General features: G+C 39.2%; 21 protein-coding genes. 3 read left to right on the top strand and 18 right to left on the bottom strand.

Annotated elements, in window-relative coordinates:
- Nucleotides 1-5: 5 nt before the first annotated feature.
- From murI to H0Z36_RS09860, 5 genes are all read right to left on the bottom strand, one after another.
- A complete protein-coding gene (gene murI, locus H0Z36_RS09840; RefSeq protein ID WP_296865923.1) occupies nucleotides 6-809 on the bottom strand; it encodes a glutamate racemase in 804 nt (267 codons plus the stop codon).
- A 184-nt stretch (nucleotides 810-993) separates the two neighbouring features.
- The gene (locus H0Z36_RS09845) at nucleotides 994-1626 is read right to left on the bottom strand and encodes a GerMN domain-containing protein (protein ID WP_296865925.1); all 633 of its coding nucleotides are present in this window, start codon (nucleotides 1624-1626) and stop codon (nucleotides 994-996) included.
- Nucleotides 1627-1867: 241 nt separating this feature from the next.
- Entirely contained in the window at nucleotides 1868-3637 is a 1770-nt protein-coding gene (locus tag H0Z36_RS09850) for a VWA domain-containing protein (RefSeq protein WP_296865927.1), read from the bottom strand.
- A 13-nt stretch (nucleotides 3638-3650) separates the two neighbouring features.
- Nucleotides 3651-4871 carry a magnesium chelatase gene (locus H0Z36_RS09855; RefSeq protein WP_296865929.1) on the bottom strand — a complete coding sequence of 407 codons (1221 nt, stop codon included), beginning with the start codon at nucleotides 4869-4871 and terminating at the stop codon, nucleotides 3651-3653.
- Nucleotides 4872-5301: 430 nt separating this feature from the next.
- Nucleotides 5302-6087, bottom strand: a complete 786-nt coding sequence (locus H0Z36_RS09860) for a LytTR family DNA-binding domain-containing protein (protein ID WP_296865931.1) — start codon at nucleotides 6085-6087, stop codon at nucleotides 5302-5304.
- Between the two features lie 198 nt (nucleotides 6088-6285).
- Here H0Z36_RS09860 and H0Z36_RS09865 point away from each other — a divergent pair, with 198 nt between their 5' ends.
- Nucleotides 6286-7161, top strand: a complete 876-nt coding sequence (locus H0Z36_RS09865; protein ID WP_296865933.1) for a radical SAM protein — start codon at nucleotides 6286-6288, stop codon at nucleotides 7159-7161.
- A gap of 5 nt (nucleotides 7162-7166) precedes the next feature.
- On the opposite strand, the gene H0Z36_RS09870 is transcribed toward H0Z36_RS09865, so the two are convergent.
- From H0Z36_RS09870 to H0Z36_RS09880, 3 genes are all read right to left on the bottom strand, one after another.
- On the bottom strand, nucleotides 7167-8009 hold the full coding sequence (locus tag H0Z36_RS09870) for a DegV family protein (protein WP_296865935.1): 843 nt from the start codon (nucleotides 8007-8009) through the stop codon (nucleotides 7167-7169).
- A 5-nt stretch (nucleotides 8010-8014) separates the two neighbouring features.
- Nucleotides 8015-8443 (bottom strand): DUF1285 domain-containing protein, encoded by a 429-nt coding sequence (locus H0Z36_RS09875; protein WP_296865937.1) that lies wholly within the window; start codon nucleotides 8441-8443, stop codon nucleotides 8015-8017.
- A 107-nt stretch (nucleotides 8444-8550) separates the two neighbouring features.
- Nucleotides 8551-11232 carry an aminotransferase class III-fold pyridoxal phosphate-dependent enzyme gene (locus tag H0Z36_RS09880; protein ID WP_296865939.1) on the bottom strand — a complete coding sequence of 894 codons (2682 nt, stop codon included), beginning with the start codon at nucleotides 11230-11232 and terminating at the stop codon, nucleotides 8551-8553.
- 168 nt (nucleotides 11233-11400) lie between these two features.
- Between H0Z36_RS09880 and H0Z36_RS09885 the strand changes: the two genes are divergently transcribed.
- Complete coding sequence (locus tag H0Z36_RS09885; protein ID WP_296865941.1) at nucleotides 11401-11565, top strand: hypothetical protein; 165 nt, start codon at nucleotides 11401-11403, stop codon at nucleotides 11563-11565.
- Nucleotides 11566-11623: 58 nt separating this feature from the next.
- Here H0Z36_RS09885 and H0Z36_RS09890 read toward each other — a convergent pair whose 3' ends face one another.
- The 9 genes from H0Z36_RS09890 to H0Z36_RS09930 all read right to left on the bottom strand — a co-directional run bounded on the left by H0Z36_RS09890 (nucleotide 11624) and on the right by H0Z36_RS09930 (nucleotide 21488).
- Nucleotides 11624-12460 carry an FAD/NAD(P)-binding protein gene (locus tag H0Z36_RS09890; protein ID WP_296865942.1) on the bottom strand — a complete coding sequence of 279 codons (837 nt, stop codon included), beginning with the start codon at nucleotides 12458-12460 and terminating at the stop codon, nucleotides 11624-11626.
- 3 nt (nucleotides 12461-12463) lie between these two features.
- Nucleotides 12464-13471, bottom strand: a complete 1008-nt coding sequence (locus tag H0Z36_RS09895) for a 4Fe-4S dicluster domain-containing protein (RefSeq protein ID WP_296865944.1) — start codon at nucleotides 13469-13471, stop codon at nucleotides 12464-12466.
- A gap of 12 nt (nucleotides 13472-13483) precedes the next feature.
- Nucleotides 13484-14392: a 4Fe-4S dicluster domain-containing protein gene (locus tag H0Z36_RS09900; RefSeq protein WP_296865946.1), complete on the bottom strand. Its 909-nt coding sequence runs from the start codon at nucleotides 14390-14392 to the stop codon at nucleotides 13484-13486.
- The gene (locus tag H0Z36_RS09905) at nucleotides 14389-14820 is read right to left on the bottom strand and encodes a hydrogenase iron-sulfur subunit (RefSeq protein WP_296865948.1); all 432 of its coding nucleotides are present in this window, start codon (nucleotides 14818-14820) and stop codon (nucleotides 14389-14391) included. Before H0Z36_RS09905 ends, H0Z36_RS09900 begins: the two co-directional genes overlap by 4 nt.
- A complete protein-coding gene (locus H0Z36_RS09910; RefSeq protein WP_296865950.1) occupies nucleotides 14811-16796 on the bottom strand; it encodes a CoB--CoM heterodisulfide reductase iron-sulfur subunit A family protein in 1986 nt (661 codons plus the stop codon). The genes H0Z36_RS09905 and H0Z36_RS09910 overlap by 10 nt, the downstream gene beginning before the upstream one ends.
- 34 nt (nucleotides 16797-16830) lie before the next feature.
- Entirely contained in the window at nucleotides 16831-18024 is a 1194-nt protein-coding gene (locus H0Z36_RS09915; RefSeq protein ID WP_296865952.1) for a CoB--CoM heterodisulfide reductase iron-sulfur subunit B family protein, read from the bottom strand.
- 3 nt (nucleotides 18025-18027) lie between these two features.
- Complete coding sequence (locus H0Z36_RS09920) at nucleotides 18028-18597, bottom strand: 4Fe-4S dicluster domain-containing protein (RefSeq protein WP_296865953.1); 570 nt, start codon at nucleotides 18595-18597, stop codon at nucleotides 18028-18030.
- A 469-nt stretch (nucleotides 18598-19066) separates the two neighbouring features.
- Nucleotides 19067-19540: an HAD family hydrolase gene (locus tag H0Z36_RS09925; RefSeq protein WP_296865955.1), complete on the bottom strand. Its 474-nt coding sequence runs from the start codon at nucleotides 19538-19540 to the stop codon at nucleotides 19067-19069.
- Between the two features lie 10 nt (nucleotides 19541-19550).
- Nucleotides 19551-21488, bottom strand: coding sequence for an FAD-dependent oxidoreductase (locus H0Z36_RS09930; RefSeq protein WP_296865956.1), 1938 nt, complete (start codon nucleotides 21486-21488; stop codon nucleotides 19551-19553).
- Between the two features lie 440 nt (nucleotides 21489-21928).
- Here H0Z36_RS09930 and H0Z36_RS09935 point away from each other — a divergent pair, with 440 nt between their 5' ends.
- Nucleotides 21929-22126, top strand: coding sequence for a hypothetical protein (locus tag H0Z36_RS09935; protein WP_296865958.1), 198 nt, complete (start codon nucleotides 21929-21931; stop codon nucleotides 22124-22126).
- Nucleotides 22127-22132: 6 nt separating this feature from the next.
- Here H0Z36_RS09935 and H0Z36_RS09940 read toward each other — a convergent pair whose 3' ends face one another.
- Entirely contained in the window at nucleotides 22133-22627 is a 495-nt protein-coding gene (locus tag H0Z36_RS09940) for a MerR family transcriptional regulator (RefSeq protein ID WP_296865960.1), read from the bottom strand.
- Between the last annotated feature and the right edge of the window lie 379 nt (nucleotides 22628-23006).

The following is a 23006-nucleotide window of genomic DNA, read 5'->3' on the forward strand; positions in this document are numbered from 1 at the left end:
CTACCTCAATCTAAATTTATTCTCTCTACTCTGTCAATTACATCTCCGATAAGCCTTTTCCCCACCTCATAAAAAGAACTGTCATCACCGCTCACATAAAACTTATGTTCAGGTAAAATCCCAGAATCACTCAAAAGATCCTGGCCTTTTAAAATATCTTTCATCTCTTCAACTGTTTCCCAGGCGGGATCAACTAAGATTATTTTATCACCTATAAACTCCCGTATAACAGGAGTCAAAAACGGGTAATGGGTACAGCCCAAAACTAAAGTATCAATATTTCTTCGAAGAAGAGGGCTTATATATTCTTCTACTGCTTTTCTTGTCTCCTCTCCTTCCAATCTACCTGCTTCGATTAAAGGCACAAAACGGGGACAAGCAACTTCATATATATCCAGATGACAGTTAATTTCTTTTATATTCTTAGTATAAGCTAAGCTGTTAACCGTCGCCTGCGTAGCAATAACCCCTATTTTCCCATTGCGGGTTAATCTGGCAGCCGACTTTGCCCCCGCTTTAACCACTCCTAAAATAGGAAAATCATATTCCTCTGTTATGCTTGGTAATGTTACTGCCGAATGAGTGCCACAGGCTACTATTATAGCTTTAACATGTTTTTTTCTCATAAAATCTATGATACTGTAAGCATAACCGAACAGCTGATCTCTAGTTTTATCCCCATAAGGCAAGTGAGCTGTGTCCCCAAAATAAATAAAACTCTCTTGCGGCAATTTCTCTATGAGGGTTTTTACTACGGTAAGTCCTCCAATTCCTGAATCAAAAATCCCTATGGGCTTTAATTTATCCACCCAAAAAACACCTCTTTTATTTTTATAACACAAAAAATAAAAAACTACGGCAAAATTATCTGCAGAAAAGTAAAAATAAACCAAAAAATAAGCAATTCAATAAATAATTTATCATTTTTGCTAAATATATTCTATATAAACTTATTCTTTTATATACAAAAATACTCCCATAAAGGGAGCATCCTTAAAAATCATAATCCGGTTTTATAAACTCCGGCCATTTAACATAGCCGGCAATAGTATCAGTTTCCTTTCCTTCTATCCTTATTTTAACTTTGTCAATAGTGGGAAATTGAGCTAAGGTATTAACCAATGCATACACCATAAGTTTTTCTTCTTTAGCACTTTTAACTCTGGCAACTTCTGAGTTTAAATCTACTATACAAATACCGTTTGGCTTTACATTTATATCTAAAAGCTGGCTTCCTTCCGGAAAAACTTTGACGTACTTCGGATTATCCGGTCCTTTTATAAGCTCCCCTACGGTTAAACGTGCAATGCCTTCTCTTCTTTCTATATCACGCATCTCTGCTACCAAACCGCTGCCATCTTCTTTGCCAAAATAAAGCTCAACCTGTATGTATTCTTTATCTTTATCTTCAACCTCCTGACTCTTTTTTTCACCCTCATACTTAAGTTCATTATCTTCTGTTTTCTGTTTAAGCTTTTCTAAAATATCACCTTTATAATCTTTTGATGAGGTTTTTATAAGCTCCTGCAAAGTTTTTACACTTTCTTCTCCTTTATATGAACATCCCCCGCTTATAAGACATATAGCTAAAACAGCCAATCCTATTATAAATATAAATTTCCTCATATACTAAAATCCTCCTTTTATATTCCTTATATAAAAATACTAAAAGGATTCTCAAAATATTCCTGCCAAAATAAAAAAGAGGCACCGTACGGTGCCCTTCATGAAGGAGGAGTTATTAAAGCAAACTACAGGTTGTCTAAACACACAACGTTATTTTATTATCGTATATTGTATACCCTTTTATTGAACTATGTCAATAGAAAAAACTTACAACAGACATTTATGATACACATTTAATTTATCAGGCCATATTTTTTCCTGCTAAAATAGCCTTTTTTTCATGTCTGACTATATTTATCAAATTATCCCGGTTGAGATCATTTACAAAATACAATATCCCTTCTGCTTTTTCAGCCACTTTCTCTAAAAAATACCGGTTAGACTCTACCCCTATGCATACAAATCTTATATTCTTATCTGCTATCATAGCAGCAGCCCTTAAAGTATCTGCCTTGGCATCCATAGTCCACAAAGGCACATTAGGCAAACCATCAGTGATTAATACTAAAAGCGGGTTTTTAATCCGGCTTTCTTCTATAAGTTTCAAAGCCTTTATTATCCCATGCGCCATAGGGGTTAAACCAGCCGGATTAATCGTAAATAATCCTTTCTTAAGTTCACTTTCCTTGCGGGTAAACGGCACCACTACCCGACTGCTTTTTTCCTGGAAAGCAACCACCGCAACCTTATCTTTTCCGGTCAAAAGCAAATGCTGAGCCAAATAACAGGCAGCCTGCCTTTTTTCTCCCGCCATACTCCCTGAACTGTCTAAAAGCAAACAGACATTTACGGGAATATAATTTCTTTTCTGATAATAATGCAAATCCTCTTTTTTTATGGTAAAATGTTCGTCGCCCCTTAAAAACCCGTTCTTTTTAGCCTGCACGATACTTTCCGGTACTGCCAAATCCCCTGACCAGTTTCTGATATTATTTATCGTTTTGTTTCGGTTAATATATTCAATACGATGACTTTTAAAGTCAGCACTGCCCAGCCTGATAAATCTTCCGCTGCCTCCAGAAGGCATTTTGCGGATGCTCCTCCTAATTTCCGTTTCCAGTTCACATTTGTGGTTAATAACATATTCTTTAAGCTCCTTCCCTTTACGGGTTAAAATCTTCCCCGCCGGAGTATCTTTTAAAATCCCCAACTCCTCCAGCTGTTCCACATAATGCTCTACATCGCCCCATTTTTTCTTTTGCTGGTCCATTCCTTTGCGTTTAAAAATATTAGTAGAATATGATTCCATAAATTCTTCAATTTCCTCTACTCCGCCAAACTTCTCCGCCAGCTTTACTATAAGCTGATTCACATTTTCTTTTTCCGGTAAAGCAGAAGCATTCTGCCCCTTCAATTTTTTCCAGGGCAGTTTTATATATCCGGAAAAACTGTCTTCTTTCTGCTTTTGGGTTCCATGAACTATGTTTCTTACCTTGGCCAGCTTAACCTCAGAGGCAATTATTACCTCTTCTACTGCTTCGGCTATGACATATACCAAATAATACTCATCCCGGTTAAATCTAGCCAGAATATGGACATGGTCATAACCTTCCTCTCCGACCATAAAAGGACTTATATTTTCCTGCAGGAGATCATACAAAAGCCCTTTTCCCTGATTAGTTACGATATATATCTTATGGTTATAAGCCGATACCATCCTGTAAAGCTCATCTTCCGCATATTTAAGCTGGGGATCCCGGGTCAAAAAGTAATTACATATGCCGTGGTAAATTGCCCGTGCAACATCATCAGGATAAATTTCCCCCGGCTTATGGTATACATCAATATGAACTACCTGGTCTTCATCTACAAAATCCAAATAAGTTTTTCCAGCATCCCGGTTAGTCAAAATTTTTATCTGTCCTTTAATCTTTTTTTCCGGCATACGGGCATGAGCCTTGCGGCTTACAACTACGCTTTCTCCCAGCCTTACTCCCTGATTTTGTCCCAGATAAAGGCTTAAATAATTGCCGACAGAAGTAGCATTATCTATATGGACATTCTCCGGCATTCAAAGCCCCCCTTTAAAAATCGCTCGGGGTTAAGGTCTTTTCCGTATTTATAAGCTCACTTCGCTCCATATCCTTCAAAGGCCTGGCTGTATGCTGAAAGTAATCATTATCAATTTCTTCCGCCTTTTTCCGGTTTTTACGCCCTTTAAAATTCAGAATCCCATCTCGGACCCCCCGGGCATCAACCTCATTCATAAGCCTTACCAGGGCATCTCCATCAATCCGATGCTTGAGAACCAAAGGTATCATATAAGTAACATCATTTATAACCGGATTATTGCGGCCTTTTATAATACTGTGCAGAACAGCCCCCTGCTGCATAGCTTCAATTGCGCGTATGCTTTCCAGATTATGTTTAATGTAAAGCCGGGCAATAAAATTGCGCAAAAAATCCGGTAAGTCGGTTTTCATGTATATTTCCGCCCACTTTATTATATTTTGCCTATATTTGTCATTCTGCACCGCATCAGAGTCAGCAACTTTTTGTTCTTTATTATTCTTTTTAAATCTTCCGCAATGTGAATTTTCCCTTAAAATATTAGCCAGTATATCAGCCGAATTCGGACGCCCCATATAGCAAACCATATCAAAGCGGTCAGAAAGCTGCCTTCTTATCTCTTCCAACGGTCCCGGTTCTTCATCAGGATTAGAAGCTGCCCATACGGAAACGCTTACCGGAATCTCCACAATCGGAAGCCCGGCTTCTTCTATCTGAATATGGCCCGGCTTATTTCCCATAACATCCAGAAGTATATCCGTTATCTCCGGCGAAGTATCGGCAAGGCGGTTTATCTCATCAACAAAAATTATCCCGCGATGAGCCTGGGGAATAAGTCCCGGTAAAAGCCGGGCTTCTGGATGAGCAGGATCAGTAAGCTGGCTTAAATCAATGCTTCCGGCAACCGTACCAACCTTGGCGGAATGAGAAATTTCCAGAAAAGGCATAGGTATTTCTTCCGTCCCGATCGCAGCGATTTCTTCTTCTGACATATTTTTATGCTGGGGACAATGTGGATCTTGGGGATCACAATTATAAATACATCCTTTAATACGAGTGATGTTGGGCAGTATATCCCTGGCTGCACGCATTATAGTGGTTTTCCCCGTTCCCCTGAGTCCCTCAGCATGAATATGCAAGGGCACCCCGGCATAAGTTGAAACTATCGACATTAAAACCATGTCGAACAAAGCTTCATTCCCTTCATATCTTTCCAACCGGTAAAATGGTATCATCAGGCATTCCCCCCTCGAAGAGCTTCCAGTTCTTATAGGGTTGTAAGTTTTGTTCTATTTTAGCAAAACCCTATAATTTAAAACTAATCCAAGTCAATATTATATTTTCCCTATCCTCCTTTAACCAACATCTTCCGCCCCTATTTTTCTTTTTTTACTATATAGCATTTTGTGATTTTTTTCTCTATTTTGGTAATAATCGGTCGGCAATAAAGGATATTTTGCCCTACCTTGTTATTTTAGTAACAAAATTATGCCATAAGCTGCTGTAAAACAAAAAAGGGGGCATAAAAACCGCTGCTCCCTTCTATTCATAACAAAAACAATAACAAAAGAGCATCTTTTACTTTTTTTATATTTTCTGCCTGTTTAGCAGAAAATACAGTATAATTTGCAGGTTTAGCAGTATATTTATGACCATGTATACAAATCATTGTATTCCCATCCTCTGCCTTAAAATTTTGGCCCTGGCCCGACTCAGTATAATATTTTTATCACTGTCCTCCAGCTTTAATACATAAGATCCCTCGCCAAAACTAACAATTTCCTTAACATAATTCAGATTAACAATAAAAGCCTGATGAGCCCTAAAAAAATAGGCACCGTCGAGTTTCTCCTCGAGTTCTCCTAAAGTATAATTACTCAAATAAGCTTGTTTTTTTGTAAATATATACGCCTTTCTACCCTGGCTCTCACAGTAAATTATATCTCCTTGCGGTATAAGGGTTATTTTACCCTTTTCCCTTATAGGGAGCTTGTTGGCATAAACCTCATGATCTTTATACCTCTCCAGCATAAAATCTATTCGTTCTTTCAATCTATTTCTAACCAGCTCGTTGATAACATCCTTATGGGCTATCTGGTATTTTGCGCGATCAATAGTCTTGCGAATTCGGTTTTGTTCAATAGGCTTTACTATATAATCCAGGGCTCCAAGCTCATAAGCCTCTACTGCCATTTCCCTCTTTGCCGTAACAAAAGCAAACAAAGGCGGATCTTTTAAAGATTTAAGCTTAACGGCCGTTTCCATACCTCCCATTTCAGGCATAGTTATATCCAAAAAAACCAAATCTACTTTTTTTTCTTGACAAAGAAGCAAAGCCTCCAGGCCATGTACAGCTTCTCCAACTATTTCCACATCATTAAGCTGTTCCAAAACATACCTTAGAACTATGCGTTCACGCTGGTCATCATCTACAATCAAGACTTTTATCATAAAAAAATAACCCCTGCATAAAATTCGCAATTTTTATTATATTTCGTCATATTGTTCTTTTTTTATTTTTTAATATGATATAATTTATTTCCAAGCAAAACAACTTTTTTACAACTATTTTTCTGATTATTTCACCGTAAAATCCCTTTAAACCTAAAAGCTCATCTGCTATCCTAACTTAAAAAGGAGGAATTTAAAATGCGTTATGAAGGCACTGTTTATAGACCTCCCAGCGAAGCGGGCAGCCTTCTAATTCAGGCTACCATAGGCTGTCCTCACAACAAATGTACTTTCTGTGCAATGTATAAAAACACTAAATTTCGGGTTCGACCGGTAGAAGAAATTAAAGAAGATCTGCTCTCCGCCCGTCAATATTATGGTGATATTGTAGAATCCATCTTTTTTCCTGACGGCAATACAATAGTAATGAAAACCGAACAATTAATTGAAATATTCAGCTATGCCCATGAATTATTTTCCCGTCTCAAACGCATAACCGTCTATGGTTCTGCCCGTTTTGTAGATAAAAAAAGCGAACAGGAGCTTAAGGCTTTACACCAGGCCGGTTTAACCCGAGTTCACACCGGTATGGAAAGCGGAGACAATACTGTTTTAGAAAAAATACGCAAAGGAACTACATCCGAGCAGATTATAAGGGCAGGATTAAAACTTAAATCAGCCGGTATAGAAGTAAGCGAATATTATTTAGTCGGCATAGGGGGAAAAGATTTAAGCCATGAACATGCAGTAAACAGTGCTAAAACCTTAAATGCTTTCAGTCCCGAATTTATAAGGCTCCGCACCTATATTCCGGTGCCTTTTACCCCTCTTTATGATGATTACACAAAAGGCAAATTTAAACTCTTAAGCCCTCATGAAGCTTTGAGGGAGGTCTATCAATTCATTGAAAACTTAGAATGTAAGGGAAGCATGGTTTTAAGCGACCATGTCTCCAATTACTGGAATGTTCACGGCAAAATTCCCGATAAAAAAGATAAAATGTTAAAAGAAATCGAATATGCTCTGACTATCGATGAAAGTAAATTTCGTCCACCTCATATAGGTAGGTTGTAGAAGAGTTAAAAATTTATCATCAAACCGCCTTCTCCCGCATAAGTTCCCACTGTAGCGCTCATATCTGATATTATAATCTGTGCGGGATTAAAGCGGTTTTTTATTTCTGAAGCCAGCAGTTTAGCCTCTTCTAAACAATTGACATGGCTTATCCCCACTATTTTTTCACTCATTTTATTTCCTGCTATTTCTTCAGTCATATCAACTATTCTCTTGATAGCCCTTTTTCTTCCCCTTACCTTTTCCACTATCTCGGGAACTCCTTTCTCATTTCCCCTTAAAATAGGCTTTATATGCAAAAAATCAGCCGCTAATCCTTCTAGTTTGCTAAGCCTGCCGCCTTTCACCACATTTTCCAGGGTATCAAGCGTAAAAATTACTTCTCTTTCCTTCCTTATTTCATTTAACCTTTTTATTATCCCTTCCAAGCCTATGCCTTTAGCCGCCATCTGAGCTGCCTTAACTGCCATTATTCCAGTCCCTAAAGAAGCAGTTAAACTGTCAAAAATTTTTATTTTATTGCTGTCAATCATTTTTTTAGCAAGACAAGCAGTATGATAAGTGCTGCTAAGGCCTGAAGATATACTTACAAAAATTACTTCTCCTGCCTCCTTAAGTCCTTTTTCAAAATATTCCATCAAAGTCTTAGGGTCAGGTGCAGATGTTTTAGGAAGGGTTTTAAATTTTCGCATTTTTTCTACAAAAACATCAGGAGAAAGTTCAAAACGGTCGAGATAGTTTTCCCCATTGGCAAAAGTTACTTTTAAAGGAACCATTTTTATGCCGTATTTCTTCAATTCCTCATCAGGCAAATCGCATGAAGTATCTGTAATTATCCTCAAAGCCACTTTTTTTACCCCTCTTTCTGTTTTTTTATCCCTGGGGGAACTATATAAACTTCATCTCCCCTGAAATCAAAATAGTCGCTTAATTTCCAGTATACACCTCGGCTCAAGCGGGTATCCCCTTCCCACTTGAAACTTATATAAGGGACATCTCCTTTAAAGCTGATTTTCATTTCTTTATCCAAAATCATCTCCTGCAGATCATGAAAAATCAGTTTAAACCTACCATTCTCATCTTCGGTTATTCCTACCGCATAAAAAGGAACATCTTCCACTATTAGCGGATTTCTTTCCTGTCCCATTTCTATATAGTAATTTCCCTCTTCATCTCTCTTTATATGGCTGGCTAAAATATTTAATATATTGCGTCTGAACATCTCTGCTTGCCCAAAATACCACTTGCCATCCTTACGAATAGTTATAGTCTGTAATTCCATCCTTCTACCCCCTGTTATAATCTTTTCCCATTTTTTTTATAGCTTACATCACCATCAAAAAAAGGTAAAGCCTGTTTAAGACTTTACCTTTTTCTCAGTTTTCACGGTTAAATACTATAGGCCTTTTTCATGCGCAGCGAATTTCGATAAATTTCTTCTATATCTTCATCTGTTATTTCTTTTCCCCCCATAACCAGCCCGGCCAGTTTAAAACCGTGCTTTTCGCCTAAATGGCGTAGATAAGCTACAGTATCCAAAGAAAGTTTAGTTCCGATGCTGTAATCATTATAGTCACCTTCTAAAGCAAGTAAAACCGTTTCAGAGAGGCAAGCCAAACTTACTCCGTCCCGGTATCCAAAATTAGGACCGAATACTACCGGTTCAGGATATTCCACAAGTCCGCCCTCTAAAATCAAAACATCATTTCTTTCTTCTAAAACTTCGGGAGCAACATCAGCCGGCCTTGCCACATCACATACCACCGCCCCCGGCTTTAAGTGGTGTGAATAAACAAGATATTCCGGAGAATTGCTGGCCGCTACAATCAGATCGCATTTCGGCAAAGTTGATTCTGCATCCAAACTGGTTGTCACAGGCAAACTGACTCCCAGATAAACACACAATTCATTCAACACTTCTATATTTACTTCTTCATTCTCTATTCTCGTTTTTAACCATTTTGCCCTTTCATCGCCTTTTCTTTCTAAAATCTCCATTATTTCATCAAGCCATGCGCTGAGTCCTTTTATCTCTCCTCTGTTTCTTCTTTCCCAGGCATAACTGAACATATCTTCTATAAGAGAGTTAAGCCGGTTTTTGCTGCTGGTAGGATGCTGTGGATTGCCCAGCAAAGTTATATATCTCATTTCTTCTGACATAATAAGGGCACAAGCCCTGCCTATCGAACCGGTTGCTCCTACCACTGCTCCATGTGCTCTAGAAACATCAATATGCATCTTTTTAGCCCCTGAAAATAACGCTTCTAAAGCCATTATGGTAGTAAAGCTATTCCCACTGGTAATTGCCACTCCCCGGCCCTGAACTGACCTTCCTCCCCGGGTTACTACCGAAGATAAAGCTCCTAATCCTACAATTTTAGCACCTAAATCCCTTCCTAAATCAACCGCCTTTTGCACCGCCTTAACCGTAACCTCACGCGGCAAGCTCATAATCTGTCTTCCGCCATAAGGTATTCCAATAAGCCACCCTTCTGCAATTTTTCCGGTTTTTGATCTTATAGCGGGCATATAACAAACTATCCCAGGTTCATCATCAAAAGTCTGCCAATCCATAAACTTCATAATTTCATCCCGGCTGAATGTCTTAAATGAAGGATTATTGATTACCACATCTTCCGGCCCGGGATAATGGATTACAAAAGCAAATTTCTCTGTCGGCTTTTCTCCTTCCTTAAGTGCCGAACCCCTTATCTTTCGGCTTACCGAACGATAATCATCTATTACTCCAGGCTTTGAATAGTCTCCCAACAAGTAACGATAAAGCTTAGCATAATCTTTTTTGCTCAATATTTCGCAGACAATCTCCAAAGCTTCCATAACATAATCTATTTCCTCATAAGTTATAGTTAAAGGCGGTTCTAGCCTCAAAGTCATAGGATTATTCAAAAACGGCGCCAATCTTATATTATATACATTAAGAAGAAAACCGGCCAAAAGTGCGGTAAACCCCTTAACATCAGTAAGATATGCCATATCAAAAGAACCGCAATCGTTTAACTCATAAAACTCTATACCTACCATAAGCCCTTTTCCGCGCACTTCTTTTATAATATCAGAATAGCGGTTTCCCAAATCATGAGCTCTTTTCAGGAGATAATCGCCTTTTTCCTTTACTTCGCGAATAAATTTTCGGTCATCTTTTATAAGCTCATCTAATACCGCACTTCCCACCGCACAGGTAAGGTTGTTATTGGCAAAAGTAGAACTGTGCAGAGAGCCAAAATCGTCATTATATACCCTAGGCGAGCTCAAGCATACTCCTAAAGGAACTAAACCTCCTCCCAAAGCTTTAGCCAAAAGCATAACATCAGGTTCAATACCTTCCTCTTCACAAGCAAAAAGGCTACCGGTGCGTCCCAATCCGGTTTGAATCTCATCTACAATAAAAACTATACCATATTTGCGGCAAAGCTCCTGTGCCTTTTTCAAATACCCCGGCCGGGCAGGAACCATTCCTCCTTCTCCCTGAACAGGCTCTACAATAAAACCGGCTATATCACCTTCATGCTTGATAAACATCTCTTCTAAAGCTTCAATATCGTTATATGGCACATGCATAAAGCCTGGGATCGGCGCTCCGAAAGGTGTCTGATAAACTTCCCGTCCGGTAGCTGAAAGGGCTCCTAAAGTCTTACCGTGAAAGCTCTTTATAGTAGAAACTATTATCTTTTTGCCGGTAGCCGAACGTGCCAGCTTTATAGCTGCTTCTACCGCTTCTGCTCCACTCTGGCAAAAGGTCGAGTAGGTCAAATCTCCAGGGGACAATTCCATAAGCTTTTTAGCCAGCATTAATGCTTCTCCAGGCAAAGAAGGCTGGGTAAGGCTTGGTATTTTATTTTTTCTCACCCTTTCCAACGCTTCCCATACAAAATCAGGATTATATCCAAAAGGCACAGCTCCATACTGGGCAATAAAATCTAAATATTTTCTGCCTTCTCTATCAGCAAGATAATTGCCTTCTCCATGAACATAATCTTTATCCAACTTAAAAGCCTTAAGTATTTTAGCTAAAGTTGGATTAAGCAGTTCATCATGTTTAACCGTCATCATGCTCCTCCTTTGTGTGTGCACATTATTGTGCATATTAAACAACTACCTATATTGTAAGGATTTAAATATAATTGTCAAACTTTTTTAATTTATACATAAAACCAGACTTTCTGGAAATAGTAATAACAGGTAAGTAAATACTGATATGTAAAAAAAGGAGGGTTTCCTGTGAACGGTGAAAACAATAATGACAACATAAAGTTTGACAAAACTGAAACCGGATATGATCTGGGAACTTTCAACTTCCTGCGTGCCGGCTGGTGGATATGGCATATCATAGCTATAATCGGAATTTTTTATTTGGGTTGGGTTTTTGGCGGTTCCATTTTTTAAAATTAGAAGCATTTCTAAAATAAAAAAAGAGGACAAATGTCCCCTTTTTTTTTATTTTTTACCACTCGGGAGGAAGCTGTTTTAGCTGGGCTAAAGTAAATACCGGCCCATCAAGACAGATATATTCACTTCCTATATTACACCGTCCGCATTTACCAATACCGCATTTCATTCGCATCTCTAAGGTAGTTATAACCTGGTCATCGGTATAGCCCATTTTTTCAAGAACTTCCAAAACAAATTTTATCATTACTGGCGGACCGCAGGTTACAGCAATAGTATTCTCAGGACTTATATTTAATTCTTCCAGATACGAAGGAACAAAACCTACATGTCCATCCCAGCCTTCTTCAGGCTTATCAATGGTTACATAAACTTCAGTCTCTTTCTCTTTCGGCCATTTGTCAAAAAGCTCATCCTTAAAACATAAATCAGCATAACTGCGGCTGCCGTAGATTATAGTTATTTTCCCATAGTCCTCACGATGTTTAAAGCAATACTTAATAAATGAGCGCAGAGGTGCAAGCCCTATTCCTCCCCCTATAAAAAGCATGTTTTTGCCTTTACATGCTTCTACCGGAAAACCATTGCCATAAGGCCCTCTGACTCCCAGCTTCTGTCCTACTTCAATACGGTGCAGCTCATCAGTCATCAAACCTACTCTTTTTATGGCAAACTGAAGATGATCATTGTCTTCCTGCCAGGAAACTGAAAACATACCTTCACCTACCGGCACCAGCGAAACCATCGCCAATTGTCCCGGCATAACATCAAAAGGCACCCCGCCACCTATTTTACTTACCTTGAAAGTCTTCACATCGGGAGTTTCATCAATTATATCAATTACTTCAACAATTTCCGGAACTAAAGGATTTTCACAATTACACTTATGCACATTCTATGCCCCCTTAATCTCCTCAATAATTTTTACAATACTTACCCCCGATGGACAAACAAAGACACATCTGCCGCATCCGGTGCAAAGCGGCTTACCGTAGCGCTCATAAAAAAACTCAAGTTTATGCAGAAAACGGTTTCTAAACCTTTCTTTAGCTGTTTCACGCGGATTATGCCCTCCTGCCATCTGGGTATATTCCCTATACATGCAGGAATCCCAGCAGCGGAAACGATAACCTTCATCACCCCAGGCCTTAACTTGAATATCAAAGCAATGGCAGGTCGGACAAATATAAGTGCATATACCACATGTCTGACACGGCTCAGAAAGTCTATCCCACATGGGATGCTCAAATAAACCTTTAAGTTTCTCAGCTACTCCATCATAGTCTACCTTAATCACAAACTTCTTCAATTCAGGAAGCTGAACTTCTTTATCTTCCAGCAAATCACTTATCAGCCTGGTAATATTTTCGCCTTTTTCAGTCTTTACTTCCCATACATAACCTTCATCACTATATTCGCGTAAAACTATATCAGCTAATTCTGGCTCAACAGGATTTACACCCATCGATTCACAAAAACAGTTTTTTCCCGGAGTATAACAGGCATTAGCGATAAAAACCGTATTTTCCCGTCTTTTTTTGTAAAAAGCATCTTCATAACCACAGGTCAAGAAAACCTCATCTAAATATTCAATAGCCTTTAAATCACACGCCCTTATACCAAAAATAATACGCGGATTTTCATCCTCATAGACTTTATCAATTATTACATCCTGTCCCTCCTGCTTAAAGCTGTACATCTTTTCTGTTTGCGGAAAAACTACTTCTTTAGGAGGTCTAAGAACATTTAAAGCCTCCAAAACCAGTTCATCAAAGTCCGGGTTATAAGTTTTGTAATCAAAAAATCCCGATTGGGCACCGCGCATCATAGGTACATAAACTTCAGCCGACTCAGATAACTTATCCAAAATTTTTTCCAACCTGCCTTTTTTAAAAACCTTCATCCCGATCACTCCTTATATAAAATCATCCGGATCATCTTCTTTGTACATGCTGAGCGGCGGTTTAGCACCCTCTTCATATACAATTCCTGCTTCATAAGGCCCGAAAAATTCAGCTACATCTTTTATAAGCTTGCGGTTAATAAGCATAAGCGGAATATCAACCGGACATACCCTCTCACATTCTCCGCATTCTATGCACCTTCCCGCCATATGGGAAGCTCGCACAACGTGATACATCATATTATCACTTACGTTAGTTTCCCTGCCTACCCACTGCGGCTTGGTTTCATCAAAGATACAGGTGCGGCAGTTACAGGCAACACAAACCTGTCTGCATGCATAACAGCGAATACAGGTAGATAAAACCTTTTCAAAAAAAGCATATCTTTCATCATAAGATTTAGCCTCTAATTCCTTTATTTCTTTAAATCTTTCCCCTTTAAGCAAAGGGGGTTTTTCTTCGCCAATAAGTTCATCATATATAACCGGATTAGGCTGAATGCAGTGGCGGCATTTTTCAGCCATTTCAGAATCAGCCGGCTTCTTTACCGCAAAACCAGAATCCTCATACATCCGCTTAAGAGGATCCTTCATGCCAGGGCAGGGGACACCCACTATATACAAACGATCCCTTTTAAACTGGTTATCCTGCAAAAGGCGAACAATACCTCTAGAATCACAGCCCTTCACTACGATGCCTATTTTTTCATGACCATCCCGAAATTTTAAGAGATAGTTGCTTAAATTATGAATAGAATACTCATCAAAAACCAGATTTTTTGCCTCTTCAACATTATGGGCAAAAAACGGTTTAGTATTATATTCAAATTCACCCTTCTGCCATCCAATAAAGATATCTACCTGACCGCTTTCAAGGAGCCGGGCTGCAGTTTCTTGAATCTTGGCAGTTATTTCCTTCATCTTACATCCCTCAGCTTTCTGTTAGGTCCTAATTTTAAAACATCATTAACCAGCTTTTCCATGGTATCCCTAAATTTAATCCCTTCTGCTCCCGAAATCCACGCTGTCTGATATCTTTCCGGTTCTATCCCGAAATACTCCATGAGGCTTTTCATCACCGTATGCCGGCGACGATTATAATAATTGCCACTACCATAGTGGCATTCGCCCGGGTGTCATCCGGAGAGAAGCACTCCATCTGCTCCCCGGTTAAAAGCTCTTAAAACCAGCATAGGATCCATGCGTCCTGAACATGGTGTTCTTATAATCCGGATCTGCGCCGGATATTCCAGGTGATTAAGCCCAGCCAGGTCGGCCGCCGCATAGGTGCACCAGTTGCAGGCAAAAACTATTATTTTCGGTTCCCAGCTATTATTATCTATAGACACAGCGCATCCACCTCCGCTACTAATTGCTCATCAGTAAACCCTTTCAAATTAAGTGCAGCCGTTCGACATGCAGGTACACAGGCTCCACATCCCTGACACAGGCTTCCGTTCACCTGGGCTACCTGTCTTTTTACTGGTCCGTGATGTCCTCTTTCAGTTATCTCTACCAGAGAAATAGCCTTATACGGACAAATCGGAACACAGAATCCGCAGCCCGAACACTTGCTTATATCGACTTCTGAAACCATAGGTTCAGTAGCCAGCATATCATGGGCAAAGAGTCCGCATACCTTTGCTGCCGCACCGCTGGCCTGGGCTACTGTATCCGGTATATCTTTAGGACCCTGACAGGCACCTGCCAAATATACCCCGGCAGCAAAAGTTTCTACAGGTTGCAATTTAGGATGAGCTTCCTGATAAAAACCGTCTTTATCTACTGAAAAACCTATTATCTTGGCCAATTCCTGAGCTCCTTCAGAAGGAACCATAGCAGTAGCCAAAACTACCAAATCAACTTCAACTTCAATAGGACGTCCTAAAAGCGAGTCTTCTGCCTTTAAGACCAAGCTTTCACCACGCTGATAAATCTTGCTTACCCTTCCGCGTATATATTTAGCTCCTGCATTTAGCGAACGCTGATAAAATTCTTCATAATTTTTACCAGCCGTCCGCACATCCATATAGAAAACATAAGCTTCACTGTCCGGAATCTTGTCCTTTACCTGATAAGCATGTTTAGCAGTATACATACAGCAGGCACGCGAACAATATCCTTTACCTTTTGTATCATCCCTGGAGCCTACACACTTGATGAAAGCTACCCGCTTTGGTTCCTTACCATCCGAAGGACGTTTTATCTTACCTCCGGTCGGTCCTCCTGCGCTGGACAAACGTTCAAACTGCAGGCTTGTTATTACATCTGGATACTTGCCATAGCCATATTCTCCGTAAACTTCTTCCCATTTGAAAAGATCATATCCGGTAGCCATTACAATAGCTCCAACATCAACAGTAATATATTCTTCTTTATCATCAAATCGGATAGCTTTAGTAGGACAAATCTTTTCACATACTCCGCATTTATCTTCCTTAAGTTTCCGACAGTGCTCTGCATCAATAAAAACCTTGCCCGGCACTGCCTGAGGATAAACCTTGCGAATGGCAGTAGTTAAACCTAAACCCAATTCAAAGGGATCAGGAACTTTTTTAGTCGGGCATTTTTCTATACAGGTGCCACATCCGGTGCATAAATCCCAATCTACATACTTAGGCTTCTTTTTAATCGTTACCTTAAAATTGCCGATATACCCTGCAACATCGGTTACTTCCGCATAAGTAATAATTTCAATATTAGGGTGCTGTGCCACAGCAACCATCTTCGGAGTAGCTATTCAGGCTGCACAGTCCATAGTCGGGAAAGTCTTGTCAAGCTGAGTCATTTTACCGCCGATAGTAGCTTCCTTTTCCACCAAAACAACCGGATAACCTGCCTCGGCTATGTCTAAAGCAGCCTGCATTCCGGCAATTCCTCCACCTATTACCAAGGCTTTTTTAGTTATGGGTATATGGGAAATATTAAGAGGTTTATTGCGCAAAACCTTGCTTACCGCCATTCTTACCAAGTCTTTAGCTTTTTTGGTGGCTTCTTTGCGATCGTGATGAACCCAGGAATCCTGTTCCCGAATATTAACCATTTCAAAAAGGTATCCATTTATTCCGCCCTGTTCTACCGCTTTGCGAAAGGTCTTTTCATGCATACGCGGGGAACAGGATGCAACCACTACCTGCTCCAGGCCATGTTCCTTTATAGCCTTCTTGACCATTTCCTGCCCGGGGTCAGAACACATATACTTATAAGTAGTTGAAAAGACTACCCCTGGCAAATCTGCCGCATATTTGGCAACCTCTTCAGTATCAACTACTGAGGCAATGTTAGTCCCACAGTCGCAAACAAAAACCCCAACCCTTTTTTTCATTCTCCTTTTCCCTCCTTAAGACAAGCTATCGCTTCTAATTCGATGATTTCTCCCGCTTTTTCATCTCTCCGACTATTAAAGCTTCTGCTACCTTGATGGCTTTTTCTTTATCCTGAGCCATTACCTCAGCCAGCTTAACCCGTTTCTTTTCATCATTTTTTATTACATCTGCCAGAATATTAACTTTCTCTCCATCTTCTATCAGTTTAGATACTACTTTTTCCGGATTTTTCTCCAATCCTTTCAGGATAGCATCGATTTTTTTCTGTATGTCTTCTGAATTATCAGATGGTTTTTCCCCTTCAGCTCTTTTAGTTTTAGCAGCAGGTTTAGCTTTGGCCTCTTCTTCTTCCATAGCCTTTGCTTTAGCTGGTAATCCTTTAAGATAGGAAACAGCTTCTACAAAATGTTTATGGATGCCTACCGTTTTGGGGTCATCTCCACAGGCAACCGCAACAAGCTCAGTCACATAATAAACCGGTATATTAAACCCTTGGCTAAACCTTTTTTCCACCTGCCCCTGCCTCATATCCAGATTCATCATGCACAAAGGACAGGCAGTAACTATACATTCTGCTCCCGCCTCTTTAACATTCTGCAAAATTTCATATATCATTTTCCCGCCTATCTCCGGACGGGAAGTAGCCAAAGCAGCCCCACAACATTCCGTTTTATAAGCCCAATCGACCGTTTCAGCTCCTAATGCTTTTATTATTTCATCCATACTCTGTGGATTTTCCGGATCATCAAACCCGGTATGGCTTGACGGACGCACCAGCAAACATCCATAATAACAGGCAGCCTTCATTCCTTTTAAAGAATTGGTAACTTTAGCTTTGAGGTTATCTATTCCCAGCCTTTTAATCCATTCCAAAACCGAAATCGTATTGTTGCTTGCACTGTAAGACATATCGATAATATATTCTATCCTGGCTTTTAATCCTGCATCTTCCCTCACCGCATGTTCAGTTGCTTTAAACCGGTTATAACAGGCAGCACATGGAGCTAAAACATCGAGTCCTTCTTTTTCAGCCAAAGCCAAGTTCCTTGCCGGCAAAGCCAAGGACAAAAGCTTGTCCGTATTATGTCCGGCAGTAGCTCCACAGCAGTTCCAGTCATCTATCTCCTTCAGTTCAACCCCTAATATTCGGGCAACCCTTTCGGTAGAAAGTCCATATTCAACTGCACTACCATCCAATGAACATCCCGGATAATATGCGAGCTTCATCTTTTATTCCCTCCCTGCCTCTAAAGCCCTGGCAAAAATTTTGGCCATTTCATCCCTTCCTTTAATCTTTTCTGGAAAAGGACTTGCTTTACCACGCTTCATCATGGGTAAACCGAGTTCAGCATCTTTAAAAAATTGCCGGGTAGAAAGGTTATGATAAAGTAAAATTCCAGCCTCATAAGACCGTCCATATTTCTTCACTGTATTTAAAAAGGCTTTATTAAATAAAGCTACCTTCTTATCTGCAACTTTTCCACGTCTTAAAGCTTCCCTGCGCAGTGTATCCATTAAAGATGCTATATCTACTCCTCGCGGGCACCGCTCCGAACAGGTCTCGCAAGTAGCACATATCCATATGCTCTCTGCACCTAAAGCCTCATCAATCAGTCCTAGCTGTAAAAGCCTTATTACCTGCCGGGGAGTGTAGTCCATTGCAAAGCTGACCGGACAACCTGCAGAACACTTGCCGCACTGATAACAAAGATTAATATCAGTGCCTGCTTCCTTTTCCAGCTTTTCAATTAACCTGCGGTCATCTTCAGTAAGTGGGCCAATCCTCGTAACTGCTTCCATGAAATACTCTCCTTCCTTTTACAAATTCAGCGTCGTTTTTGTTAAACCTATCTCTATTGTAAACCTTTTAATAAAATACAAAATCAAAAATTGTCTCGCTACATTTCAATGACTAAAATTTTTAATAAAAAAATTCCCTTTTTGTTATTATACAGGTTTTTTTGTAACTAATTATAATACATTAACAAATTTTATTAATGTTAAAATTATGTTAATAATTCGACTTATAAAATAAATAAACCTTAAATTCTTAAACATCCCTTTTACAGCTCTAAATAAACACAAGCCAGCCCCTGAAAAAACCTTTCAGGAGCTGGCTTATTAAAGCTGAAATCTCATTCTCTTTAATATTGGCCAGCAATTTTTAACTTTTCGCCATGATATTTTTTATTTTAACTCAATTTTAAATAAAACCTTCTTAACTTACAAGTCAAATCTCCTTTTTGTTTTTTTTTTGGGTTCTTTCTTTTCAGGATCTCAATGTAGCAACTATGCGAACCGGATTTATCAAAAGATCCAAAGCGTCATTTATATTATTGACAGCTATATCCGCATTAAGCAAAACTTCTACTGCACAACCTTCCCCCTCTATAACAGCGATAGAAAGAGCGGCCTCTTTAAGCATCAAAACATCATTATATCCATTTCCTATTGCTGCTGTCTTATCGCTTCCTAAGGACTTCAAAAAGTCGAGCTTGTCCTGTCTTCCGCCTATTTCTCCCACTTTAAATACTTCAATTCCCAGCTCTTCAGCTACTCTTTTTCCACTGCCAAAGGTATCTGCGGTAAGCAAATATATGGAAATTTTGCTTTTAAGGGCATCTATCCTTTCTTTAACCCCTGGAATTAAAACCCCGTTTACAGCTAAAGTACCATTCAAATCTAACAACAAATTCTTAATTTCTAAAGTTTTATCTCTTCCCGGTAAAGAAATCTGCAGCATATCTACACTCCTATTCCCAGTTCTCTTTATTTACATAGCTATATAAATCATATACCAAAAAATCGGCTTCATAAAGAGCTGAAGCTATATCTCTTGGTTTTTTAGCATCACCTATAACATAAATTTTAAGGAGTTCATCAACTTCATTCTCAATAATATTACCAGGCTTATAACCACAAGCAAATATCACCCGGCTTACTCCTTCTATTCTCTCTCCTGATTTTAAAACTGCCTTGTCTCCATCTATAACTTCAATCTCGCTGTTTTTAACCATCTTTACCTTTTTCCGTTTCAACCTGAGCAAAAGTTCCAGCCTGGTCATATTCTCCAAACCCCTGGCCAGCTCTTTATCCTTTTCTACAATAATAACCTCATTATCATATTCAGCCAGATAATCGGCCAGTTCACACCCGCTGCTTCCGCCCCCTATAATCAAAACCTTTTCGCCTTTAATGGTTACCTTTTCGGACAAAACTTCCTCCATGCTGACATAATCAATAGTATTTAATCCGGGGATATAAGGTAGGAACTCTTCTGCTCCAGCTGCCCATATTATAACATCAGGGTTTATCTCTTTTTTTATTGATTCACTATATTCAGTATTAAAACGGACTTCGACCCCTGCATTTAAAATTTTTTGTTCCAAATAGCAAACTAAGCGGTTAATTTTATCTTTATGAGGCGGTTTTGAGGCTATATTAAGCCTGCCCCCCAGCTTTTCTTCTTTTTCCAGCAAAATTACCTGACAACCTGCCTGCTTCAAATTGACAGCAGTCTTCATTCCGGCCGGGCCTCCACCCACCACCAAGACTTTTATTCCATTAAGCTTCACATTTTTTTCAAATCGTGCTTCTCTGCCGGTTTGCGGATTCACCGCACATCTTATATGTAAACCATTATTAATGCTGTTTATACAGGTATTGCATGATATACACGGCCTTATATTTTCTTTCTGCCCTCTTAAAGCCTTATGAGCCCAAAAAGGATCAGCCAACATTCCTCTTCCGACCCAAATTAGATCCGCATACCCTTCTTTTACAAAGCAATCTGCCATATGAGGATCCCTGATATTTCCCCCTCCTAAAACTAGAACTCCTGTATTTTCTTTGACCTTTTTTACCATCTTCATACGCCACCCCTCACTAAAAGAGGCAGTCTCTATCGACGTTTGTCCGGATTCATATATTCCGCAGGAAACATTTAATATATCTGCTCCCGCTTTTTCCAAAACTTTAGCAATCTCTATCCCTTCTTCCACTTCCAATCCTCCGGGAACAAAATCAGCTATATTAAAACGCACCGAAACTAAAAGTTCAGGAACAATTCTTTTTATGTCCTTAATAATATCGCTTACTATCTTGGTACGTCCTGCCAAACTGCCTCCATATTCATCCTCTCTTTTATTGGTATATGGAGACAAAAATTGACTCAAAAGATAGCCGTGGGCAGCATGTAGTTCTACTCCGTCAAAACCTGCCTTAGCTGCATAAACAGCTGCTGTTACAAACTTGCGCTTAATTCTTTCTATGCCTTCTCTATCAAGCTCAGCCGGTTCTGTTCTCATAAACTTGCAGGGAATAGGAGAAGGGGCTACCGGCTTCCTTCCTCCAGTAACCGCAAGGTTAGTTTGCCTTCCTGCATGGTGCAGCTGGATAAAAGCCCGGCAGTCATACGATTTGATAACCTCACTTAATTCCTTAAGTCCTGCAATATATCTGGGTTTATCAATACAAAGCTGGGTTAAACTGGCTCTTCCTGTCGGATCATCTACACAGGCAATCTCCACAATTATGGCTCCTGCTCCACCTTGAGCCCTTTTTTCATAGTATTTTATCATCTGTTCAGTTACTTCTCCGTTTACACTGGCCAGTCCAGTTCCCATCGGCGGCATTACAATCCGATTTTTAAAATAAGTCTTTCCGATTATCAGTTTTCTTCCTAATTCCATCTACATATCCCCCTATTTTTAAATTATAGTTACAATATACCACAAGCCTTTAAAATAAAAAGCCAATCGCTGTTTTCTTATTTTTAATTTTTGTGTATACTCTCGTTTCAAATGGACATAATAAGACTAGAAAACAGCACCAGCTTAATAAGTCCTGATTTAAGGGTAAACTTATTAATAACTGGTTGTTGTTTTCACTCAAAAATCCGCCGGAGGAACTTCAAACATTGTTGTTAGCTCAAGCTGATGCACAATGTCTTACTCCTCCGGCGGATTTTATTTGTCTATCCTCTAACAAAGATACTGTACCACTATTTTATCCCGCCTTTATCCCTCCTATCAGCCTGTTAACTCAGTTATCAACCTAATTATAAAGCCTGTAAGATTAATCCAGTAACCTGTCCATCAAAAATTCATAAAGTATTATCAGGAGGGATAAAATGCAGATAAAAAAAACAAATAAGATGCTGGAAGATTACTATAATCTGCTGGCAAACTATACAGAAGGCAAAAAAATAAAAAAAGTATTGGGCTTAAGTGAAACACATGTAACTCTGCTTATGGAAGATGATGTAATAATTCAGTTTATGCTTTTAGAAGATGAAATAATTTTTGATATAAAACCTCCCAAAAAATAAAACTTTTTATTTTCCTACCAAACGGGACAACCATGATTTTCCTTTTCCTTCCTGTTCTGCTTTCCAGAGGCGCAAAAACTCATCAATTTTTTTCTCCCTCTCTTCATTACGTGCTTCAATTTTTTTTTCTAACTGTTCAATCCTTTTCTCCAACTCCTTATTCATGCGAATGAGCTCATCATTCTGTTCTACAATTTTCTGGGCCAAAGAGACAATTTCAACGGGAAGATTATTGCTTGTATTCTGCCCTGGAGCTAAATCAGTAACTTCACTTTCCGAAAGATTTTGTAAAGCCATCTTTATAGCAGTAGTATTAAGCCCCTTTTCTTTAAGCTGCATAATAAGCCGCAGAGTATCAATATCAGCTTCTGTATAAAGCCTTTCCCCCTTGTCATTCCGTTTTATCTTAAGCTGTAGGGTGCTTTCCAAATACCGAAGAGTATACTGTTCAATCCCTAACATCTCAGATACTTCTCCTATCTTGTAATATCTTTCCTTCATTCAGTCACCTTTTCCCCCTTTACTTCATAGATTATTATCAGGTTAGGCAATAAGGTTAAAAAAGGCTTCTAGAACTTCACAAATCCTTGTTAATTTGCCTTTATCCCGTCTTCACATCTTAAATTAACAATAAACTTCATAATTAACCTTATTGTAAACCTGTACTTTCCCTTCCTTAATTATCAAAATTGCCGTTCACCAGAACGGCTTCTTTTTTTCTAATAAATTGTATGGCATATTGTCTGAATAGTACACTTAATTGTAAGGGTAATTCTAAAATGAGAAAAATTTTTTAAAGTATTTCATAACACCTGCAAAAAACGTTAATAATCCTCTAAAACTAAAAACCAGCTTATAAAGCAAAAATCTCTTTACCCAA

The sequence above is a fragment of the Thermosyntropha sp. genome (assembly GCF_017656155.1).
GTDB lineage: Bacteria > Bacillota > Syntrophomonadia > Syntrophomonadales > Syntrophomonadaceae > Thermosyntropha.

Coding starts and splice junctions, on each gene's coding strand:
- H0Z36_RS09845 (WP_296865925.1), bottom strand. CDS start 1,626: ATGAGGAAATTTATATTTATAATAGGATTGGCTGTTTTAGCTATATGT.
- H0Z36_RS09850 (WP_296865927.1), bottom strand. CDS start 3,637: ATGCCGGAGAATGTCCATATAGATAATGCTACTTCTGTCGGCAATTAT.
- H0Z36_RS09855 (WP_296865929.1), bottom strand. CDS start 4,871: ATGATACCATTTTACCGGTTGGAAAGATATGAAGGGAATGAAGCTTTG.
- H0Z36_RS09860 (WP_296865931.1), bottom strand. CDS start 6,087: ATGATAAAAGTCTTGATTGTAGATGATGACCAGCGTGAACGCATAGTT.
- H0Z36_RS09865 (WP_296865933.1), top strand. CDS start 6,286: ATGCGTTATGAAGGCACTGTTTATAGACCTCCCAGCGAAGCGGGCAGC.
- H0Z36_RS09875 (WP_296865937.1), bottom strand. CDS start 8,443: ATGGAATTACAGACTATAACTATTCGTAAGGATGGCAAGTGGTATTTT.
- H0Z36_RS09880 (WP_296865939.1), bottom strand. CDS start 11,232: ATGATGACGGTTAAACATGATGAACTGCTTAATCCAACTTTAGCTAAA.
- H0Z36_RS09895 (WP_296865944.1), bottom strand. CDS start 13,471: ATGAAGGTTTTTAAAAAAGGCAGGTTGGAAAAAATTTTGGATAAGTTA.
- H0Z36_RS09900 (WP_296865946.1), bottom strand. CDS start 14,392: ATGAAGGAAATAACTGCCAAGATTCAAGAAACTGCAGCCCGGCTCCTT.
- H0Z36_RS09915 (WP_296865952.1), bottom strand. CDS start 18,024: ATGAAGCTCGCATATTATCCGGGATGTTCATTGGATGGTAGTGCAGTT.
- H0Z36_RS09920 (WP_296865953.1), bottom strand. CDS start 18,597: ATGGAAGCAGTTACGAGGATTGGCCCACTTACTGAAGATGACCGCAGG.
- H0Z36_RS09925 (WP_296865955.1), bottom strand. CDS start 19,540: ATGCTGCAGATTTCTTTACCGGGAAGAGATAAAACTTTAGAAATTAAG.
- H0Z36_RS09930 (WP_296865956.1), bottom strand. CDS start 21,488: ATGGAATTAGGAAGAAAACTGATAATCGGAAAGACTTATTTTAAAAAT.
- H0Z36_RS09935 (WP_296865958.1), top strand. CDS start 21,929: ATGCAGATAAAAAAAACAAATAAGATGCTGGAAGATTACTATAATCTG.
- H0Z36_RS09940 (WP_296865960.1), bottom strand. CDS start 22,627: ATGAAGGAAAGATATTACAAGATAGGAGAAGTATCTGAGATGTTAGGG.